At 70.4% G+C, this 14917-nt stretch carries 11 protein-coding genes and 1 pseudogene; 10 read left to right on the forward strand and 2 right to left on the reverse strand.

What is annotated here, in order from left to right; genetic code table 11:
* Nucleotides 1-15: 15 nt before the first annotated feature.
* The 4 genes and pseudogenes from OG611_RS24995 (at nucleotide 16) to OG611_RS25010 (ending at nucleotide 3894) form a co-directional block, all read left to right on the forward strand.
* Nucleotides 16-258: a DUF397 domain-containing protein gene (locus tag OG611_RS24995; protein ID WP_266424132.1), complete on the forward strand. Its 243-nt coding sequence runs from the start codon at nucleotides 16-18 to the stop codon at nucleotides 256-258.
* Nucleotides 259-321: 63 nt separating this feature from the next.
* A pseudogene (locus tag OG611_RS25000) lies at nucleotides 322-717 on the forward strand (ACT domain-containing protein); the annotation flags it as partial.
* A 134-nt stretch (nucleotides 718-851) separates the two neighbouring features.
* Entirely contained in the window at nucleotides 852-1352 is a 501-nt protein-coding gene (locus tag OG611_RS25005; protein WP_018550733.1) for a hypothetical protein, read from the forward strand.
* A 148-nt stretch (nucleotides 1353-1500) separates the two neighbouring features.
* On the forward strand, nucleotides 1501-3894 hold the full coding sequence (locus OG611_RS25010; RefSeq protein ID WP_266424145.1) for a glycoside hydrolase family 95 protein: 2394 nt from the start codon (nucleotides 1501-1503) through the stop codon (nucleotides 3892-3894).
* Here OG611_RS25010 and OG611_RS25015 read toward each other — a convergent pair.
* The gene (locus OG611_RS25015; protein WP_266424148.1) at nucleotides 3870-6083 is read right to left on the reverse strand and encodes a germacradienol/geosmin synthase; all 2214 of its coding nucleotides are present in this window, start codon (nucleotides 6081-6083) and stop codon (nucleotides 3870-3872) included. The two genes, OG611_RS25010 and OG611_RS25015, sit on opposite strands and share 25 nt — an antisense overlap.
* Nucleotides 6084-6468: 385 nt before the next feature.
* On the opposite strand from OG611_RS25015, the gene OG611_RS25020 reads away from it, so the two are divergent.
* Entirely contained in the window at nucleotides 6469-7800 is a 1332-nt protein-coding gene (locus tag OG611_RS25020) for an N-acetylmuramoyl-L-alanine amidase (RefSeq protein ID WP_266424151.1), read from the forward strand.
* A gap of 123 nt (nucleotides 7801-7923) precedes the next feature.
* Here the strand turns inward: OG611_RS25020 and OG611_RS25025 are convergent, their stop codons facing one another.
* Complete coding sequence (locus tag OG611_RS25025; protein ID WP_266424153.1) at nucleotides 7924-9111, reverse strand: ROK family transcriptional regulator; 1188 nt, start codon at nucleotides 9109-9111, stop codon at nucleotides 7924-7926.
* A gap of 165 nt (nucleotides 9112-9276) precedes the next feature.
* Here OG611_RS25025 and OG611_RS25030 point away from each other — a divergent pair, with 165 nt between their 5' ends.
* Genes OG611_RS25030 through OG611_RS25050 form a run of 5 tightly spaced genes read left to right on the forward strand, consistent with a single transcriptional unit; the run spans nucleotide 9277 to nucleotide 14912 of the window.
* The gene (locus OG611_RS25030) at nucleotides 9277-10764 is read left to right on the forward strand and encodes a sugar ABC transporter ATP-binding protein (RefSeq protein ID WP_266424155.1); all 1488 of its coding nucleotides are present in this window, start codon (nucleotides 9277-9279) and stop codon (nucleotides 10762-10764) included.
* A complete protein-coding gene (locus OG611_RS25035) occupies nucleotides 10761-11777 on the forward strand; it encodes an ABC transporter permease (protein ID WP_266424157.1) in 1017 nt (338 codons plus the stop codon). Before OG611_RS25030 ends, OG611_RS25035 begins: the two co-directional genes overlap by 4 nt.
* A complete protein-coding gene (locus tag OG611_RS25040) occupies nucleotides 11774-12781 on the forward strand; it encodes an ABC transporter permease (RefSeq protein ID WP_266424160.1) in 1008 nt (335 codons plus the stop codon). Before OG611_RS25035 ends, OG611_RS25040 begins: the two co-directional genes overlap by 4 nt.
* On the forward strand, nucleotides 12778-13992 hold the full coding sequence (locus tag OG611_RS25045) for an ABC transporter substrate-binding protein (protein WP_266424163.1): 1215 nt from the start codon (nucleotides 12778-12780) through the stop codon (nucleotides 13990-13992). The genes OG611_RS25040 and OG611_RS25045 overlap by 4 nt, the downstream gene beginning before the upstream one ends.
* Nucleotides 13989-14912, forward strand: a complete 924-nt coding sequence (locus tag OG611_RS25050) for a sugar phosphate isomerase/epimerase (protein ID WP_266424166.1) — start codon at nucleotides 13989-13991, stop codon at nucleotides 14910-14912. The genes OG611_RS25045 and OG611_RS25050 overlap by 4 nt, the downstream gene beginning before the upstream one ends.
* The last annotated feature ends 5 nt before the right edge of the window (nucleotides 14913-14917 follow it).

A 14917-nucleotide genomic window follows, 5' to 3' on the forward strand; every position in this document is an offset into this window, starting at 1 on the left:
GTGGGAGGAGCCGAAGTGGCGGAGCGCACCACGGGCCAGCAGCCCTTCGCGGGCTGGGACAAGCCGGACCTCGATCTCAGCGACGCGCACTGGCGGTCGGGCAGCCAGGGCGTGGGAGACGTCCAGATCGCCTTCGTCGAGGGATTCATCGCGATGCGCAACGCCGGCAAACCCGGCAGCCCGTCGCTCATCTTCACCCCGGCCGAGTGGCGCGCCTTCGTGGTGAACGCCCGCGACGGCGAGTTCGACCTCACCTGAGGGCCGGACGAGGGCGTTCCCGTTCGGGTCGCGTCACCGCACACCGTGGGTAGCGTGGTCGCCGTGAATGGTGAGCGTGATCTCCGAAGCCTGTTGAGCGGAATGCGACCGGAGCTGAACCCCGGTCGCTACGTCTTCACGACTGTGCCCGACGGCGTCGTGCCCCGCGATGTCACGCCCGTCGTCACGGTCACCGAGGCCGAAGGGCTGACGCTGGTCCTTCCGGAGGCGCAGGCCGTCTCGGCCGGGCTGGGCCACGACTACGCCGCGGCCTGGATCACCCTCCGTGTCCACTCCGCGCTGGACGCGGTCGGACTTACCGCCGCCGTGGCCCTGGCGCTCACGGACGTGGGGCTGAGCTGCAATGTGGTGGCCGGCTTCCATCACGACCACCTGTTCGTCCCGTACGACCGGGGCGAGGAGGCCGTCGGCGTGCTGGAGGCGTTGGCCGCGGAATCCTCCCGGGAGCAGGGGCGCGGATCCGCCCGAGCCCGGGGCGCGGACCCGGCCGGGTCCGGCCCGCGCGCCCGTCGGCGCCCCGGCCTGCGCGGACCCGGCTCCGCAACGTGAGCCCGGACACGTAACATGGCTGCATGTCCTTCCTCCGCCGCCGTAGCGCCGCCACACCCGCGGGCCCCGACTTCGACGTCCTGGCCATGGACCCGGGGGACTGGCCCGGAAACCTCGGCGCCGGTCTGCTGCCCGCGCCCGACGGAAGCTGTCAGGGCGTCTTTCTGCGTTACGACCTGTTCGGCGGACGCGGCCCCGCGATGATCATCGGCAATCTCCCGGAGGGCTCGCCCGCCCGCGAGACCGAGGAGGGCCAGGTCCCGTTCGAGGTCGCCCAGCTGCTGCTCGCGCTGGAGAACGACGAGCCGGTCGAGGTCACCGGCACGGAGGACATGCCCGTGATGCAGGGCGACAACCTGCTGATCGTCCGCCGGGTCAAGCTCTCCGAGAGCCGGATCTCCTGCGTCCAGTTCGACCGCAGCGACGGCGTGCTCGTCACCATCGCCAGCTGGGACCGGCCGATCACCGACGATCTGTACACCCTGCTGAAGCCCCTGCCCGCCGAGCTGTTCCAACAGGGCTGAAACGGTCCTCCCGTCGGCCGTCCGCCTGTCCCGGGCGGCGGCGGGGCACATACCCCAACATCTGTCCAAGTGCTCGCGGCCTCCGTCCAAGAGGCCGCTTTGTCGTGCTCCTTGTCGGGCCAGTCGTCGGACCTTTACCGTCGGCCGCATGACATCCGGGATCACGCGACGCACCACAGTCACGACAGCGATCGGCGCAACCGGTGCTCTGGCACTGGGAATTCCCACCCTCGCCGGCACGGCTACCGCAGCCGGCACCTCCGATGAATCGCAGGGTGCCGCCTACTCGAAGGAACAGGCGGATCCGACTCTCCGGTACGACGCCCCGGCCGCGAACTGGGAACGTGAGTCGCTCCCGATCGGCGGCGGTGCCCTCGGCGCGAGTGTGTACGGGACGCTTGCCTCCGAACAGCTCACCTTCAACGAGAAGACGCTGTGGACCGGCGGTCCCGGCTCCGTCCAGGGCTACGACTTCGGGAACTGGACCGCCCCCAGGCCCGGCGCCCTCACCGGCGTACAGCAACGCCTCGACAGTCAGGGCGCACTCGGCCCGGACGCCGTCGCCGCCGAACTCGGACAGGCGCGGCGTGGCTACGGCGCCTACCAGGTCTTCGGCGACCTGCGGCTGGATCTGCCGAACGCACCGGCCGCCCCCGACGCCTCCTATCGCCGCACCCTCGATCTGCGCAGCGCCCTCGTCTCCGTGACCTACGCCCATCAAGAGGTGGGCCACACGCGGGAGTTCTTCGCCTCCCACCCGGGCAGGGTCATCGCGGGGCGCCTCCGCGCCGACCGTCCGGGGCAGGTGTCCTTCACCCTGCGCTACACCTCACCCCGCAGCGACTGCACCGTCACCGCCGACCGCGACCGGCTCACCGTACGCGGCGCGCTGGAGGACAACGGTCTGCGCTTCGAGGCCCAGATCCGCGTCCTGACCAGCGGCGGCACCATCACCGCGGGCACGGACGGCACCCTCACCGTCACCGGCGCCGACAGCGCCTGGTTCGTCCTCGCCGCGGGCACCGACTACGCCGACGACTACCCCTCCTACCGGGGCGACGACCCGCACCCGGCGGTCACCGCCGCCGTGGACTCCGCCGCCCGGACCTCCTACGAGAAGGTCCGCGACACCCACGTACGCGACCACCGCGCCCTCTTCGACCGGGTCGCCCTCGACATCGGCCAGCAACTGCCCGACCTGCCCACCGACCAGCTGCTCGCCCGCTACACGGGCGGTGCGAGTCCCGCCGACCGGGCACTGGAAGCGCTGTTCTTCCAGTACGGCCGCTACCTGCTGATCGCCTCCTCGCGGGCCGGCTCGCTGCCCGCCAACCTCCAGGGCGTCTGGAACAACTCCACCACCCCGCCGTGGTCGGCCGACTACCACAGCAACATCAATCTGCAGATGAACTACTGGCTCGCCGAGGTCACCAACCTCGCCGAGACCACCGCACCCTACGACCGCTACATCGAAGCGATGCGCGCCCCCGGCCGGAAGACCGCGAAGGAGATGTTCGGGACCGCCGGCTGGGTGGTGCACAACGAGACCAACCCGTACGGCTTCACCGGCGTCCACGACTGGTCCACCGCCTTCTGGTTCCCGGAGGCCGCAGCCTGGCTCACCCAACAGATGTACGAGCACTACCGGTTCGGCGGATCCACCGACTACCTGCGCTCCACCGCCTACCCGGCGATGAAGGAGGCGGCCGAATTCTGGCTGGCCAATCTGCGCACCGACCCGCGCGACGGACTGCTCGTCGTCACCCCCAGCTACTCGCCCGAGCACGGCGACTTCACCGCCGGTGCCGCGATGTCCCAGCAGATCGTGCACGACCTCCTCACCAACACCCTGGAGGCCGCCCGTACCCTCGGCGACTCACCTGCCTTCCGCAGCCGCCTGGAGACCGCCCTCGACCGGCTCGACCCCGGGCTGCGGATCGGCTCCTGGGGCCAGCTCCAGGAGTGGAAGGGCGACCGCGACGACCCGGCCGACGACCACCGCCATGTCTCGCACCTCTTCGCCCTGCACCCCGGGCGGCAGATCGAACCCGGCAGCAAGTGGGCCGAGGCGGCCGAGGTCTCCCTCGGCGCGCGCGGCGACGGCGGCACCGGCTGGTCCAAGGCATGGAAGATCAACTTCTGGGCGCGGCTGCGCGACGGCGACCACGCCCACAGGATGCTCGCCGAGCAGCTGAAGAACTCCACCCTGCCCAACCTCTGGGACACCCACCCGCCCTTCCAGATCGACGGCAACTTCGGCGCCACCTCGGGCATTGCCGAAATGCTGCTGCAGAGCCAGCACGACACCGTCGACATCCTCCCCGCCCTCCCGTCGGGCTGGCCGGACGGATCGGTGCGCGGGCTGCGCGCCCGGGGAGGCTTCACGGTCGACATCGAATGGGCCGCGGGGCAGGCCCGCCGTGTGGTGATCACGGCGAGCCGCAGCCGCGAAGTGACCGTCCGCAGCTCGCTGTTCGCGAGCGGCGAGAAGGTCTTCAAGGCACGTGCAGGCGGTCGCTACACGCTGGTCGCCGAGGGCTGAGCGAACAGCGCGGTCACCCGCGCCGCCGAGACACCGAGCCCCGTGGGACCGCTGATGTGCCACGGGGTTCCGGTGCCGCGCAGCAGGTCCTGCTCGCGGTAGCGCCGACAGTCCCGGTGCCAGATCAGGATGCCCGCGATCCAGTGCTTGAGCTCCAGCACGTACCCGGCGAGGACCTCCCTCGCCTCCGCGTCCAGCCCGAAGTCGTCGTAGAGCACCGGGAGTTCCTGATCGGCGACGTGCAGGAACTGCCTCAGCCGCGACTTCATCAGGTCGTACACGATCGCCACACCGGTCGGATAGTCCACCCCGAAGAAGTTCTGCACGACCAGGACGCCGTTGTGCACCTCACCCTCGAACTCGATCTCCTTCTGGTACGAGAACAGGTCGTTGAGCAGACACGCGTAGTCCGCCGCCGCGTTCTCCAGGGAGCGCAGCGGCCCGCTGTGGTAGATCTCCGGCGGGACCTTCCTGCCGTGTCCCAGCCGGCACAGGCTCATCGTGAGGTCGGAGCCGAAGGTCATGCGCCGCATCTCGACGTAGTCCACCGGGTCGGGGATGCGGTTCTGCACCTGGTTCGCCAGCTCCCACACCCAGCTCGCGGTCATGTCCTCGACCGCCTTCCGGAACGCGCGGCGCCCGTCCGCGTCCATCGGGGTCGAGGTCCTCGCCCAGAGATCGGCGAGCCCCCGCTCCAGGGCGTTGACCGGTTCGGGCGTCCCGGATCCGTCCAGGGGCATGAACAGCGACAGACGCTCATTGGCGAGCTTGGCCCCCGCCAGGTCGCGGGCCCGTCCGTGCACCACCGGGAACCAGTCGTCGCCGTACGTCCCCCAGGTCAGCCACTGCGAGGAGAGGTCCAGTTCCTCCGGCGTCGCGTCCGGGTGCAGCCCCGCCGCGCACAGCGGCAGATCGGTCGCGAGGAGGCGCTCCTCGTCCCAGATATGCGAACCGGGCACCCCCGGCTGCGCCTCCAGGATGCCCATCCGGCCCGCCCAGTCGACGATCCGTACCCGCGCCCCGTCCAGATGCGGACTGAGCGTCGTGCCGAAGGGCAGCTCGAAGTCCGGCAGCAGCGACGGGCCGACGCGCTGGTACGGCACATGTGTATGGCTGCGCAGCCGGGCCGCCTCCGAGCGTGACGTGAACCGGATCGACGCCGCGGCCATGCCGAAGCCGGTCGTGGCCGCTTCGACCGCGCCGTCGTTCATGTAGCGGCTGGAGCGCATGTGCCACTCATGACCGCCGGACTGCCAGTCCTGCAAGCCCTTGACGTACGCGAGAACGGCCGCGGCATCGGTGGGGTCGAGCCCCTTCTCCGCGCAGAGCGGACCGAGTTCGGTGAGCGCGGTGTTCTCGAACTGCTGCAGCCGGGACGTCAGCAGATCGTTCACCGCGTCGGCGGCCTCCTGTGTGGTACAGCCGAGGAAGTGCTCCAGGACCAGCACACCGTTGCTGTTCTCGCCCTCGTCCTCGACCTCCCGCTGGTACGAGAAGAGGTCGTTGCGCAGGTGCACGCCGTCGGAGAAGGCGTCCCGCAGCACCCGCAGCGCACGTTCGTCGGCCACCGCCTCGGGGACCTCGGCGTCCGCCGCGTACTCCACGAGACCCGCCGACCAGGGGGCGCCGCCCACCTTGCGGCGCATCTCGATGTACTCGACGGGGTTCGCGATGCGCCCCTCGTTGATGTTGGCGAGCTCCCACAGCGACTCGTTGAGCAGGTTCTCCGTCGCCACGGCGAACCTGGCCCGCCAGGCGTCGGACATGCTCGGCACCGTACGCGCCCACAGATCGGCCAGCCCCGCCTCGACCGGATTGGTCGGTTCCGGCATCGGGGCCCCGCGGTCCATCGGCATGAACGCCGGCAACCGATCCAGATACTGCTTGGCGCCCTCACGGTCGGGGTTGCGCTTGAAGAGCTCCAGGAAGTGGTCGTCGAAGAAGAAGACCCACACGTACCAGTCGGTGACCAGCGAAAGCGCCTCGGCCGAGCAGTCGGGGTGGGTGTACGCGCACAGCAGCGCGTAGTCGTGGGAGTCGATGTCCTTCTCCTCCCAGATGCCCGAACCCTCCACCATTCCTATGCTGCGCGCCCACTGCTTGGTGTGTACTCGGGCCTCCTCGACGTGGGCGTTGAGCCGCGCCGGATACGGAACGTAGAAATCCGGCAGGGTGAACGGCTGAGCCATGTGCGTCCGGCCTTTCCTGGATCGCCGTGCGAACGTCGCACGGACATGATCGTGTCGGCGCCAGCACTACCCTTCGGCCGTTCGGGGCACGCACATCCGGCATTAGTCACACAAAAGGCGTGCTCATGGATGGCGTCCGGACACCGGTCCGCGGCCGCCCCACCCCTCCGCGGGACCTGGGCGACGAGCCGTCGCCGAAGACCAGTTGAATCTTTCCGCCGCAGGTCAGGCGCCCTGCCAGTGGTCTGGTCCACTGGCTCGACCCGTGACCTCCACGGATCCCTTGACGTGCTGTCATCTCAGGTCGGAGAGTGTGCGCGCACAGCGGAACAGTGGGATCGGATCACGCACGGCTCCATCACGCACGGCTCCAAGAAGGGTTGTCATGACGTCCAAGCAGAGGACCGGACTCGCACTCGCGTTGACAGGTGTCGGCGCACTGAGCATGGCGCTGCTCAGCCCCACGGCGCAGGCCGGTGCGGCCGGAGTGCGGCCGGAATGCCCCCGCAGCCTCGGATGCGACTGGGTACCGGCGGCCTACCAGCAGACGGGTGACCCGGCCGACAAGGAGACGTACGGGAATTACGACACCGCGGACCGACCGCACACCAACAAGGTCAGATTCATCGTTCTGCACGACACCGAGGAAGACTTCGACACCACCCTGAAGATCTTCCAGAACCCGCTGAAGCAGACGTCCGCCCACTACGTGGTGCGCTCGGCCGACGGCCATGTCACCCAGATGGTCAAGGGCAAGGACATCGCCTGGCAGGCGGGCAACTGGTACGTCAACAGCCACTCCATCGGCATCGAGCAGGAGGGCGTCGCCGTCGAGGGCGCCAAGTGGTACACCCCCGAGATGTACCGCTCGACCGCCGAGCTGGTGCGCTACCTCGCGGCCAAGTACGACATACCACTCGACCGCCAGCACATCATCGGTCATGACGGAGTGCCGCCCACCAGCGCGGCCGGCACCAAGAACATGCACTGGGACCCGGGCACGTACTGGGACTGGAACCGCTTCATGGCGCTGCTCGGCAAGCCCACCGTGCCGAGCGCCCCCAAGCGAAGCGAACTGATCACCGTCAGCCCGGACTTCAAGAGGAACCAGCAGGCGTTCCGCGACTGCGAGAAGGGCGTCGACCTGCCGGTCCAGGGTTCCAGCGCCGTCCCGCTGCACACCGCACCGTCCACCGACGCGCCCCTCTTCTCCGACCCCGGCCTGCACACCGACGGCTCGCCCGGCACGAACTGCGTCGCCGACTGGGGCAGCAAGATCAGCGCCACCCAGCAGGCCGTCGTCGCGGACCACGCCCCCGGCTGGACGGCGATCTGGTGGTACGGCCAGAAGGCGTGGTTCGAGACCCCGGCCCGCAGCCGGAACACCACGCCCACCTCCGGCTATGTCGTCAGGCCCAAGGCGGGCCGCACGGACGTACCGGTGTACGGGGTCGCGTACCCGGAGGCCTCCGAGTACCCCGCGGACTTCGCGGACAAGCGGGTGGGTTCGCCGCTCCAGTACACGATCAAGGCCGGCCAGTCCTACCCCGGCGGGGGCGAGGCGCCGACGGGCTTCTTCTACGCGCCGACGATCGACTCCTCGTACCCGCTCGACCACGCGTACTTCGGTGGCAAGGAGAAGTACGTGACGGTGCAGATCGGCCACCGGATCGCCTTCGTGAAGGCGTCCGACGTGGACATCGTGCGCACGCGCTGAGACCGCGCCGAAGCCGTCGCAGCGGCGACGGAGTGCCGCTAAGCCGTCGTAACCGCACAACGAAGTGCCGGCGTGACCGGTGCCCCTCCGCGCGCATCATCCCTGCGCGGAGGGGTTTCGGGCTCAGCCCGCGACCAGCCGGTTCACCTGCGCGGGAGACAGGGCGTGCTCGATGGCGAGAATCCCCGCCCCCACCGCCGCCGCGTTCTCACCCGTGCGGCTCGGCTCGATCCGCAGCAACTGGGTGGCCAGCGGATGCGAGCGCCGGTACACCGCCTCCCGCACCCCGGCGAGCAACTGGTCGTGAACGGCGGCCAGCGCGCCGCCCATCACCACCGTGTCCGGATTGAAGAAGTTCACCAGACCGGCGAGGACCTCGCCGACCGCCCGCCCGGCCTCCCGCACCATGCGTACGGCGTCCCGGTTGCCGGACTGCACCAGCCGCACGACATCGCTGCCCGATGCCGCGTCCAGCCCCAGGCCGACCAGCTTCGCCGCCAGTGACGCACCGCCCGCGACCGCCTCCAGGCAGCCCGAATTGCCGCACCGGCACGGATCGTCGAGATCCCCGACCCGGATATGGCCGATGTCGCCCGCGCACCCCTGCGCCCCCCGGTGCAGCCTGCCGTCGGCGACGATTCCGCAGCCGATCCCCGTACCGACCTTGATGTACAGCAGATAGCGGCAGTCCGGGAACGCGCGTCGCTGTTCGCCCAGCGCCATCACGTTCACATCGTTGTCGACGAGCGCCCGCACCCCGAACCGGGAGGCGAAGAACTCCGGGATCGGGTACTGGTGCCAGCCCGGCATGATCGGCGGATCGACGGGACGGCCGGTGGAGAACTCCACCGGACCCGGCACCCCGACGCCGATGGACCGCAGCGTCCTCGGCTCCCGGTGCGTCTCCTCCAGCAGGGCGCGCACGGTGCGTTCCACGTGCCGCAGCACGGAATCCGGGCCGTCCCCGATCGACAGCGGCTCCTCGTGCGTGGCGAGCGTGGTCCCACCGATGTCCATCAGCGCCACCCGGCAGTGCGAGGCCCCCAGATCCACCCCGGCCACCGCGTGCTCACGGGTGCGCAGCGCCAGCCGCCGGGGCGGCCGGCCGCCGGTGGAACCGCCGTCGGCGTCCTCGTCCACGAGACCGTGCGCGATCAACGCGTCCACCCGCTGGGAGACCGTCGAACGGGCCATTCCGGTGACCCGGGCAATATCGGCACGGGTCGCCACCGCCCCGGAACCGATCAGTGCGAGCACCTCGCCCGGCGAGTGCGATGCGGCAGCGGAATTGCGATCCGACGGCGAAGACATGGCAGTCACCCTAGGGACGACTTTCGCTGCTCACAAGGCATCCAGTGTTCGGTCATCGGCATAAGTGAGGGCCAAGTCGCCGTAAAACAAAGGTGCTTCAGACCTTGACACTCCCAATGTCTGTCACGACTCTGCTCTGCAGACCACTGAGCGAGGAGCAGTTCGATGCTGACGATGCAGGGTGTGTCCAAGAGTTTTCTCGGGGTGCGTGTGCTCGAAGGGGTGGGGCTCGACCTCGAAGCCGGAGAAGTGCATGCCCTGGTGGGGGAGAACGGTGCGGGAAAGTCGACTCTGATGAAGATCCTCGCGGGCGAGCACTTACCCGACGCGGGAACCCTCACCATCGACGGCACCGCTCACTCCTTCAGCCACCCGGCCCAGGCCCAGGCCGCCGGGATCGGCATCATCCACCAGGAGTTCGCGCTCCTGGCGCACCGCACGGTCGCCGAGAACGTCTTCCTCGGCCGCGAACCGACCCGGTACGGACTCGTCGACCGACGCACCATGGAGCGGCGCACCGCCGAACTCCTCGCCGAGCTCGACGAGACCGGCATCACCCCCCGGACCCCCGTCCACGAGCTGTCCGTCGCACGCCGGCAGACCGTGGAGATCGTCAAGGCCCTCGCATCCGACGTCCGCATCCTGGTGATGGACGAACCCACCGCCGCACTCGCCGACCACGAGGTCGAGCGGCTCTGCGCACTGGTCCGCCGCCTGACCGCCCGCGGACTCGGCATCCTCTACGTCTCGCACCGGCTCCGCGAGGTCTTCGACCTCTCGCGGCGCATCACCGTCCTCAAGGACGGCCGCCGCGTCACCACCCTCGACACCCGCGACACCGACGCCGACACGGTGGTGCGCGCCATGGTCGGACGGGAACTCGGCGCCTACTACCCGCCCAGGGCCCGCCCGGGAGAGCCCGGCGAGGCGCGGCTCACGGTGAGCGGCGGCGGCAACGCCCGGATCTCCGGCATCGATCTGACCCTGCGGGCCGGCGAGGTCGTCGGCGTCGCCGGTCTCCAGGGCTCCGGCCGCACCTCCCTCGCCCGCGCCCTCTTCGGCGTCGACCCCTTCACCACGGGCACCATGACCGTCGGCGGGGAGCCGCTGCGCCCGGCACGCCCCCGGGAAGCCGTCCGGGCCGGAATCGCCCTGGTCACCGAGGACCGCAAGGGGGAGGGCCTCGCGCTGCACCAGTCGGTGGCCGACAACGCGCTGCTCGTGACCCGCGCCGTCCCCGCGCGCGGCGGACCGGCCGCGCGCCGCGAGGTGACCGCGCTGCTGGAACGCGTACGCCTCCACGCCCACGGCGACGACCAGCAGGTCCAGTACCTGTCCGGCGGCAATCAGCAGAAGGTCGTCATCGCCAAATGGCTCGCCGCCCGCCCCCGGGTGCTCCTCTTCGACGAGCCGACCCGCGGCGTCGACGTCGGCGCCAAGGCGGCCATCCACACCCTCGTGAGGGAACTGGCACGCGAGGGCCTCGCCGTACTGATCATCTCCTCCGAACTGCCCGAACTGATCGGCATGAGCGACCGCATCCTCGTCATGGCCGAAGGCCGCCTGGCCGGTGAACTGCCCGCCGGTGCCCCGGAAGAGGCCGTCATGCGCGTCGCCACCGGCGGCGACCGCGCACGGGAGGGAGCAGCATGACCGCGCTACGGCCCGACTTGAGCACCCGGCCCCGTGCCAACCCGCCACGGACGGCCCGGCCGCGCCCCAGCGGCCCCGTGGCCGGGGTCTGGCTCGCCGCCCTCGCCGTCACCGTGCTCGGCTGGATCGCCGTCGCGGCCCGCGGCGGGGACTTCCTGACCGTGACCAACGTCGTCACGATCCTCCAGAACTGTGTCGCCCTCGGGCTCGTGGCCGTCGGCCAGTCCGTCGTCATCCTCACCGGATCGCTCGACCTCTCCGTCGCCTACCTCATCAGCCTGGGCACCCTCGTCGCCGCGGAGACGATGAAGAGCGCCGGCGTGCTCGTCGCCGTCATCGCCGTCCTCGCGCTCTGCGCCGCCGTCGGCCTGGCCAACGGGCTGATCGTCACCGGCCTCAAGGTCAACGCGTTCATCGCCACCCTCGGCACGGCCTTCATCCTGCGCGGCTGGATCGAGGACAACTACACCGGCCCCGCGGGCAAGGTCCCCGCCTCCTTCCAGCACCTCGGCTACGACCGGATCGGACCGGTTCCCGTCTCCCTCTTCCTCCTCCTCGCGGTCGCCGTCGCCCTCTGGCTGATCACCCGCCGCACCCGACTCGGCCACCACATGTATGCGACCGGCGGTGACGAGCACGCCGCCCGGCTCTCCGGCGTCCGCACCCGGCGCACCGTCATCGCCGCACACCTCCTGTGCTCGCTCTGTGTCGGCGCGGCGGCCCTCTTCCTCGCCGCCCGGCTCGGCGCCGGGGCTCCCTGGGCGGGCACGGAGGCCCGCTACGACCTGGAGTCCATCGCCGCCGTCGTCCTCGGCGGCACCGCGCTCGCCGGAGGGCGCGGGGGAGCGGCGGGCACCCTCGGCGGAGTCCTCGTCCTCGCCGTGCTCGACAGCGTCTTCAACCAGCTGTCCGTGGACCCGTTCTTCAAGAACGTCGTCCGCGGCGTCGTCATCATCGCGGCCGTCGCCCTCTACGCGCGGGGCCGCCGCACCCCACAGGAGAGGACCGCATGACCACCGTCGCCCAGGCGGCCGCCGGCCGCCGTGTCCTGCGTGCCCTCACCACCGGCACACCCGTCTACCTCCTGCTCGCGGTGCTCCTCGCCGCGCTCGCCCTCACCGACCCGGGCTTCTACGAACCCGACCGCTTCCTCTCCTTCGTCAAGCGCGCCGCACCCCTGGTGATCCTCGCCGCCGGCCAGTACCTGGTCATCGTCTGCGGCGAGTTCGACCTCTCCGTCGGAGCGATCGTCACCGCCGGGGTGGTCGTCGCCGCCGAACTGTACGGTTCGTTCCCGGCCGCGCCCTGGCCGCTCGTCACCGCGGTGCTGCTGCTCGCCGGGGCCCTCGCCGGTCTCGTCAGCGGACTGATCACCACCCTGCTGCGCGTGCCCTCGTTCATCACCACGCTCGGCATGATGCTGATCCTCGAAGGTGCCGTCTTCTTCTGGACCGGAGGCTCCCCGCACGGCGCGCTGCCCGGGGAATTCCGCAGGCTGGGGCGAGGCACCGCGTTCGGCTGGCTGCCGTGGGCCGTGCTCACCTGCGTCGTCGCGGGACTCCTGGCCGTGCGCCTGATGCGTTCCGACTTCGGCCGTACGCTCCTCGCCACCGGCGACAGCGAACGAGCCGCGGCGCTGGCCGGAGTCCGGGTCGCGCGCGCCCGGACCATCGCCTTCGTGCTCTCCGGCGTCGCGGCGGCGCTCGCGGCCGTACTCGTCGGCGGCTTCTCTGGAGTCTCGGCGCAGGCCGGCCGGGGCTACGAGTTCGAGGCGATCACGGCCGTCGTGCTGGGCGGCGTGGTGCTCGGCGGTGGCCGGGGCTCCGTCGTCGCGGCGATGGCCGGGGCGTTCTCGCTCCAGGCACTGTTCACCCTGCTCAACCTCCAGGGCGTCTCCGGAGCCCTGGAATCGACCGTGCAAGGCGTCATCGTCATCGCCGCCGTCGCCCTCGGCGCAGCCGACTGGTCCCGGCTGCGCCGCCGCGGCACCGAACCCCCGGGAGCGAAAACCTCATGAGCACGCGAAAGTTCGGACATGTCCTCGCGCCGGTCGCCGTCATGCTGGGCGCGGCCCTGCTGGCCGGCTGCACGAGCGACGCACCGCCCGACGCGCCCGCAGCCCGAGCGAGCGGCAGCACGGGCGACCCGGGTACCGGCGAGCAGTCGAAGTTCTTCGACCGGGCCGAGTACGAGCGCCAGCTCGGCCTCGCCGAGGTGACCCCGCAGGGGCCCGCCGGAAAACCGTGGGAGCAGATGCTCGGCCCGAAGCTCGTCGACACCACCCAGTACCGGAAGAAGGGATCCGGGGGAATCCGTCTCTGCTTCTCCAACGCCGGAGTCTTCAACCCCTGGCGCCAGGTCGGCCTGAAGAACATGCGGGCCGAGGCCGCACTCCACAAGGAGATCACCGGCTTCACCGTGCTCGACGCACAGGGCAAGGACGACAAGCAGATCTCCGACATCCAGGAACTCGCCGGCCAGGACTGCGACGCCCTGATCGTCTCCCCGAACACCACGGCCACCCTCACCCCCGCCGTCGAGCAGGCCTGCGGAAAGGTGCCCGTCATCGTCTTCGACCGGGGTGTCGAGACCGACTGCGCCGTCACCTTCATCAACCCGATCGGCGGTTACGGATACGGGGCGGTCGCCGCCGACTTCCTCGTCGGGAAGGTGAAGCCCAAGGGGAAGATCCTCGCCCTGCGGATCTCCCCGGGAGTCGATGTGCTGGAGACCCGCTGGTCGGCGGCGAAGCTCGCGTTCGACAAGAGCGGACTCGACGTCGTGGACGTGAAGTTCACCGACGGCGACCCGGCGAAGACCAAGGCGATCGTCACCGACGCCCTCACCCGCAACGGCGACATCGACGGCGTCTGGATGGACTCCGGGGCGACCTCCGTCGCCGCCGTCGAGGCATTCGAGGACGCCGGAAAGGACGTACCGCCCATCACCGGCGAGGACCAGCAGGACTTCCTCCAGGTCTGGAAGGAGAAGAAACTCACCGCCATCGCCCCCTCGTACCCCACCTTCCAGTGGCGCACCCCGGTCATCGCCGCGCTGAAGATCCTCAGGGGGGAGCGGGTCCCGAAGGAGTGGAAGCTTCCGCAGCCCACCGTCACGCAGGACACCCTCGACCAGTACTACAAGCCCGGCATGCCGCCCCTGCACTACGCGATGTGCGGCTGCGAGAACCTGCCCGGGTTCCCGGAGAAGTGGGGAGGAAAGAAGTGACCGCCGCCTTCCCGCTCGGTGCCAATCCGTGGATCTGGCACTCGCCGGTGACGTACGAAACGCTCGGTGACGTCCTGCCGCGGCTGTCCGGGTGGGGCTTCGACTGCGTCGAGATCCCGCTGGAGAACGAACGGGACTGGGCGCCCGCATCCGTCGCCAAGCTCCTCGACGCCTCCGGCCTCGCCCCCGCCGCGGTGATCGCCGTCATGCCGCCCGGCCGCGACCTGGTCCGCACCGATCCGCAGACCGTCCGGGTCACCCAGGACTACCTGTACCGGTGCGTCGACGCCGCCCGCGCCCTCGACGCCCCCGCCGTCGCCGGACCCATGTACGCGGCGGTGGGCCGGACCTGGCGGATGGACCGCAACGAACGCGCCGCGGCGTACGAGGAGTTGCGCGAGAACCTCGCCCCGGTCGTCGAACACGCCCGCGCGGCGGGGGTGCGCCTCGCCGTGGAGCCCCTCAACCGGTACGAGACGAGCCTGCTGAACACCGTCGACCAGACCCTCGAAGCGCTGACCGGGCTCCCCGAGGCCACCATCGGCCTCGCGCTCGACGTCTACCACCAGAACATCGAGGAACGCTCGCTGTCCGACGCCGTGCGCCGCGCGGCCGGCCGTATCGTCCATGTCCAGGTGTGCGCCAACGACCGGGGCACGCCCGGCGCCGACTGTCTCGACTGGCCCGGCTTCCTCGCCGCGCTCACCACGAGCGGCTACTGGGGCCCGCTCTGCATCGAGTCGTTCACCGCGCACAACGACGCCATCGCGGTCGCCGCCTCGGTCTGGCGGCCGCTCGCCGGTACCCAGGACAGCATCGCGACCGACGGCCTGGCCTTTCTGCGCCGCGCTCTGAGGGCTGTCCCGGCACCACCCCCTGACCCCGCTCGTCCGCAACCCGCAGAGAGGACCCGCTCGTGAGCCGT

Source organism: Streptomyces sp. NBC_01363, assembly GCF_026340595.1.
Classification (GTDB): domain Bacteria; phylum Actinomycetota; class Actinomycetes; order Streptomycetales; family Streptomycetaceae; genus Streptomyces.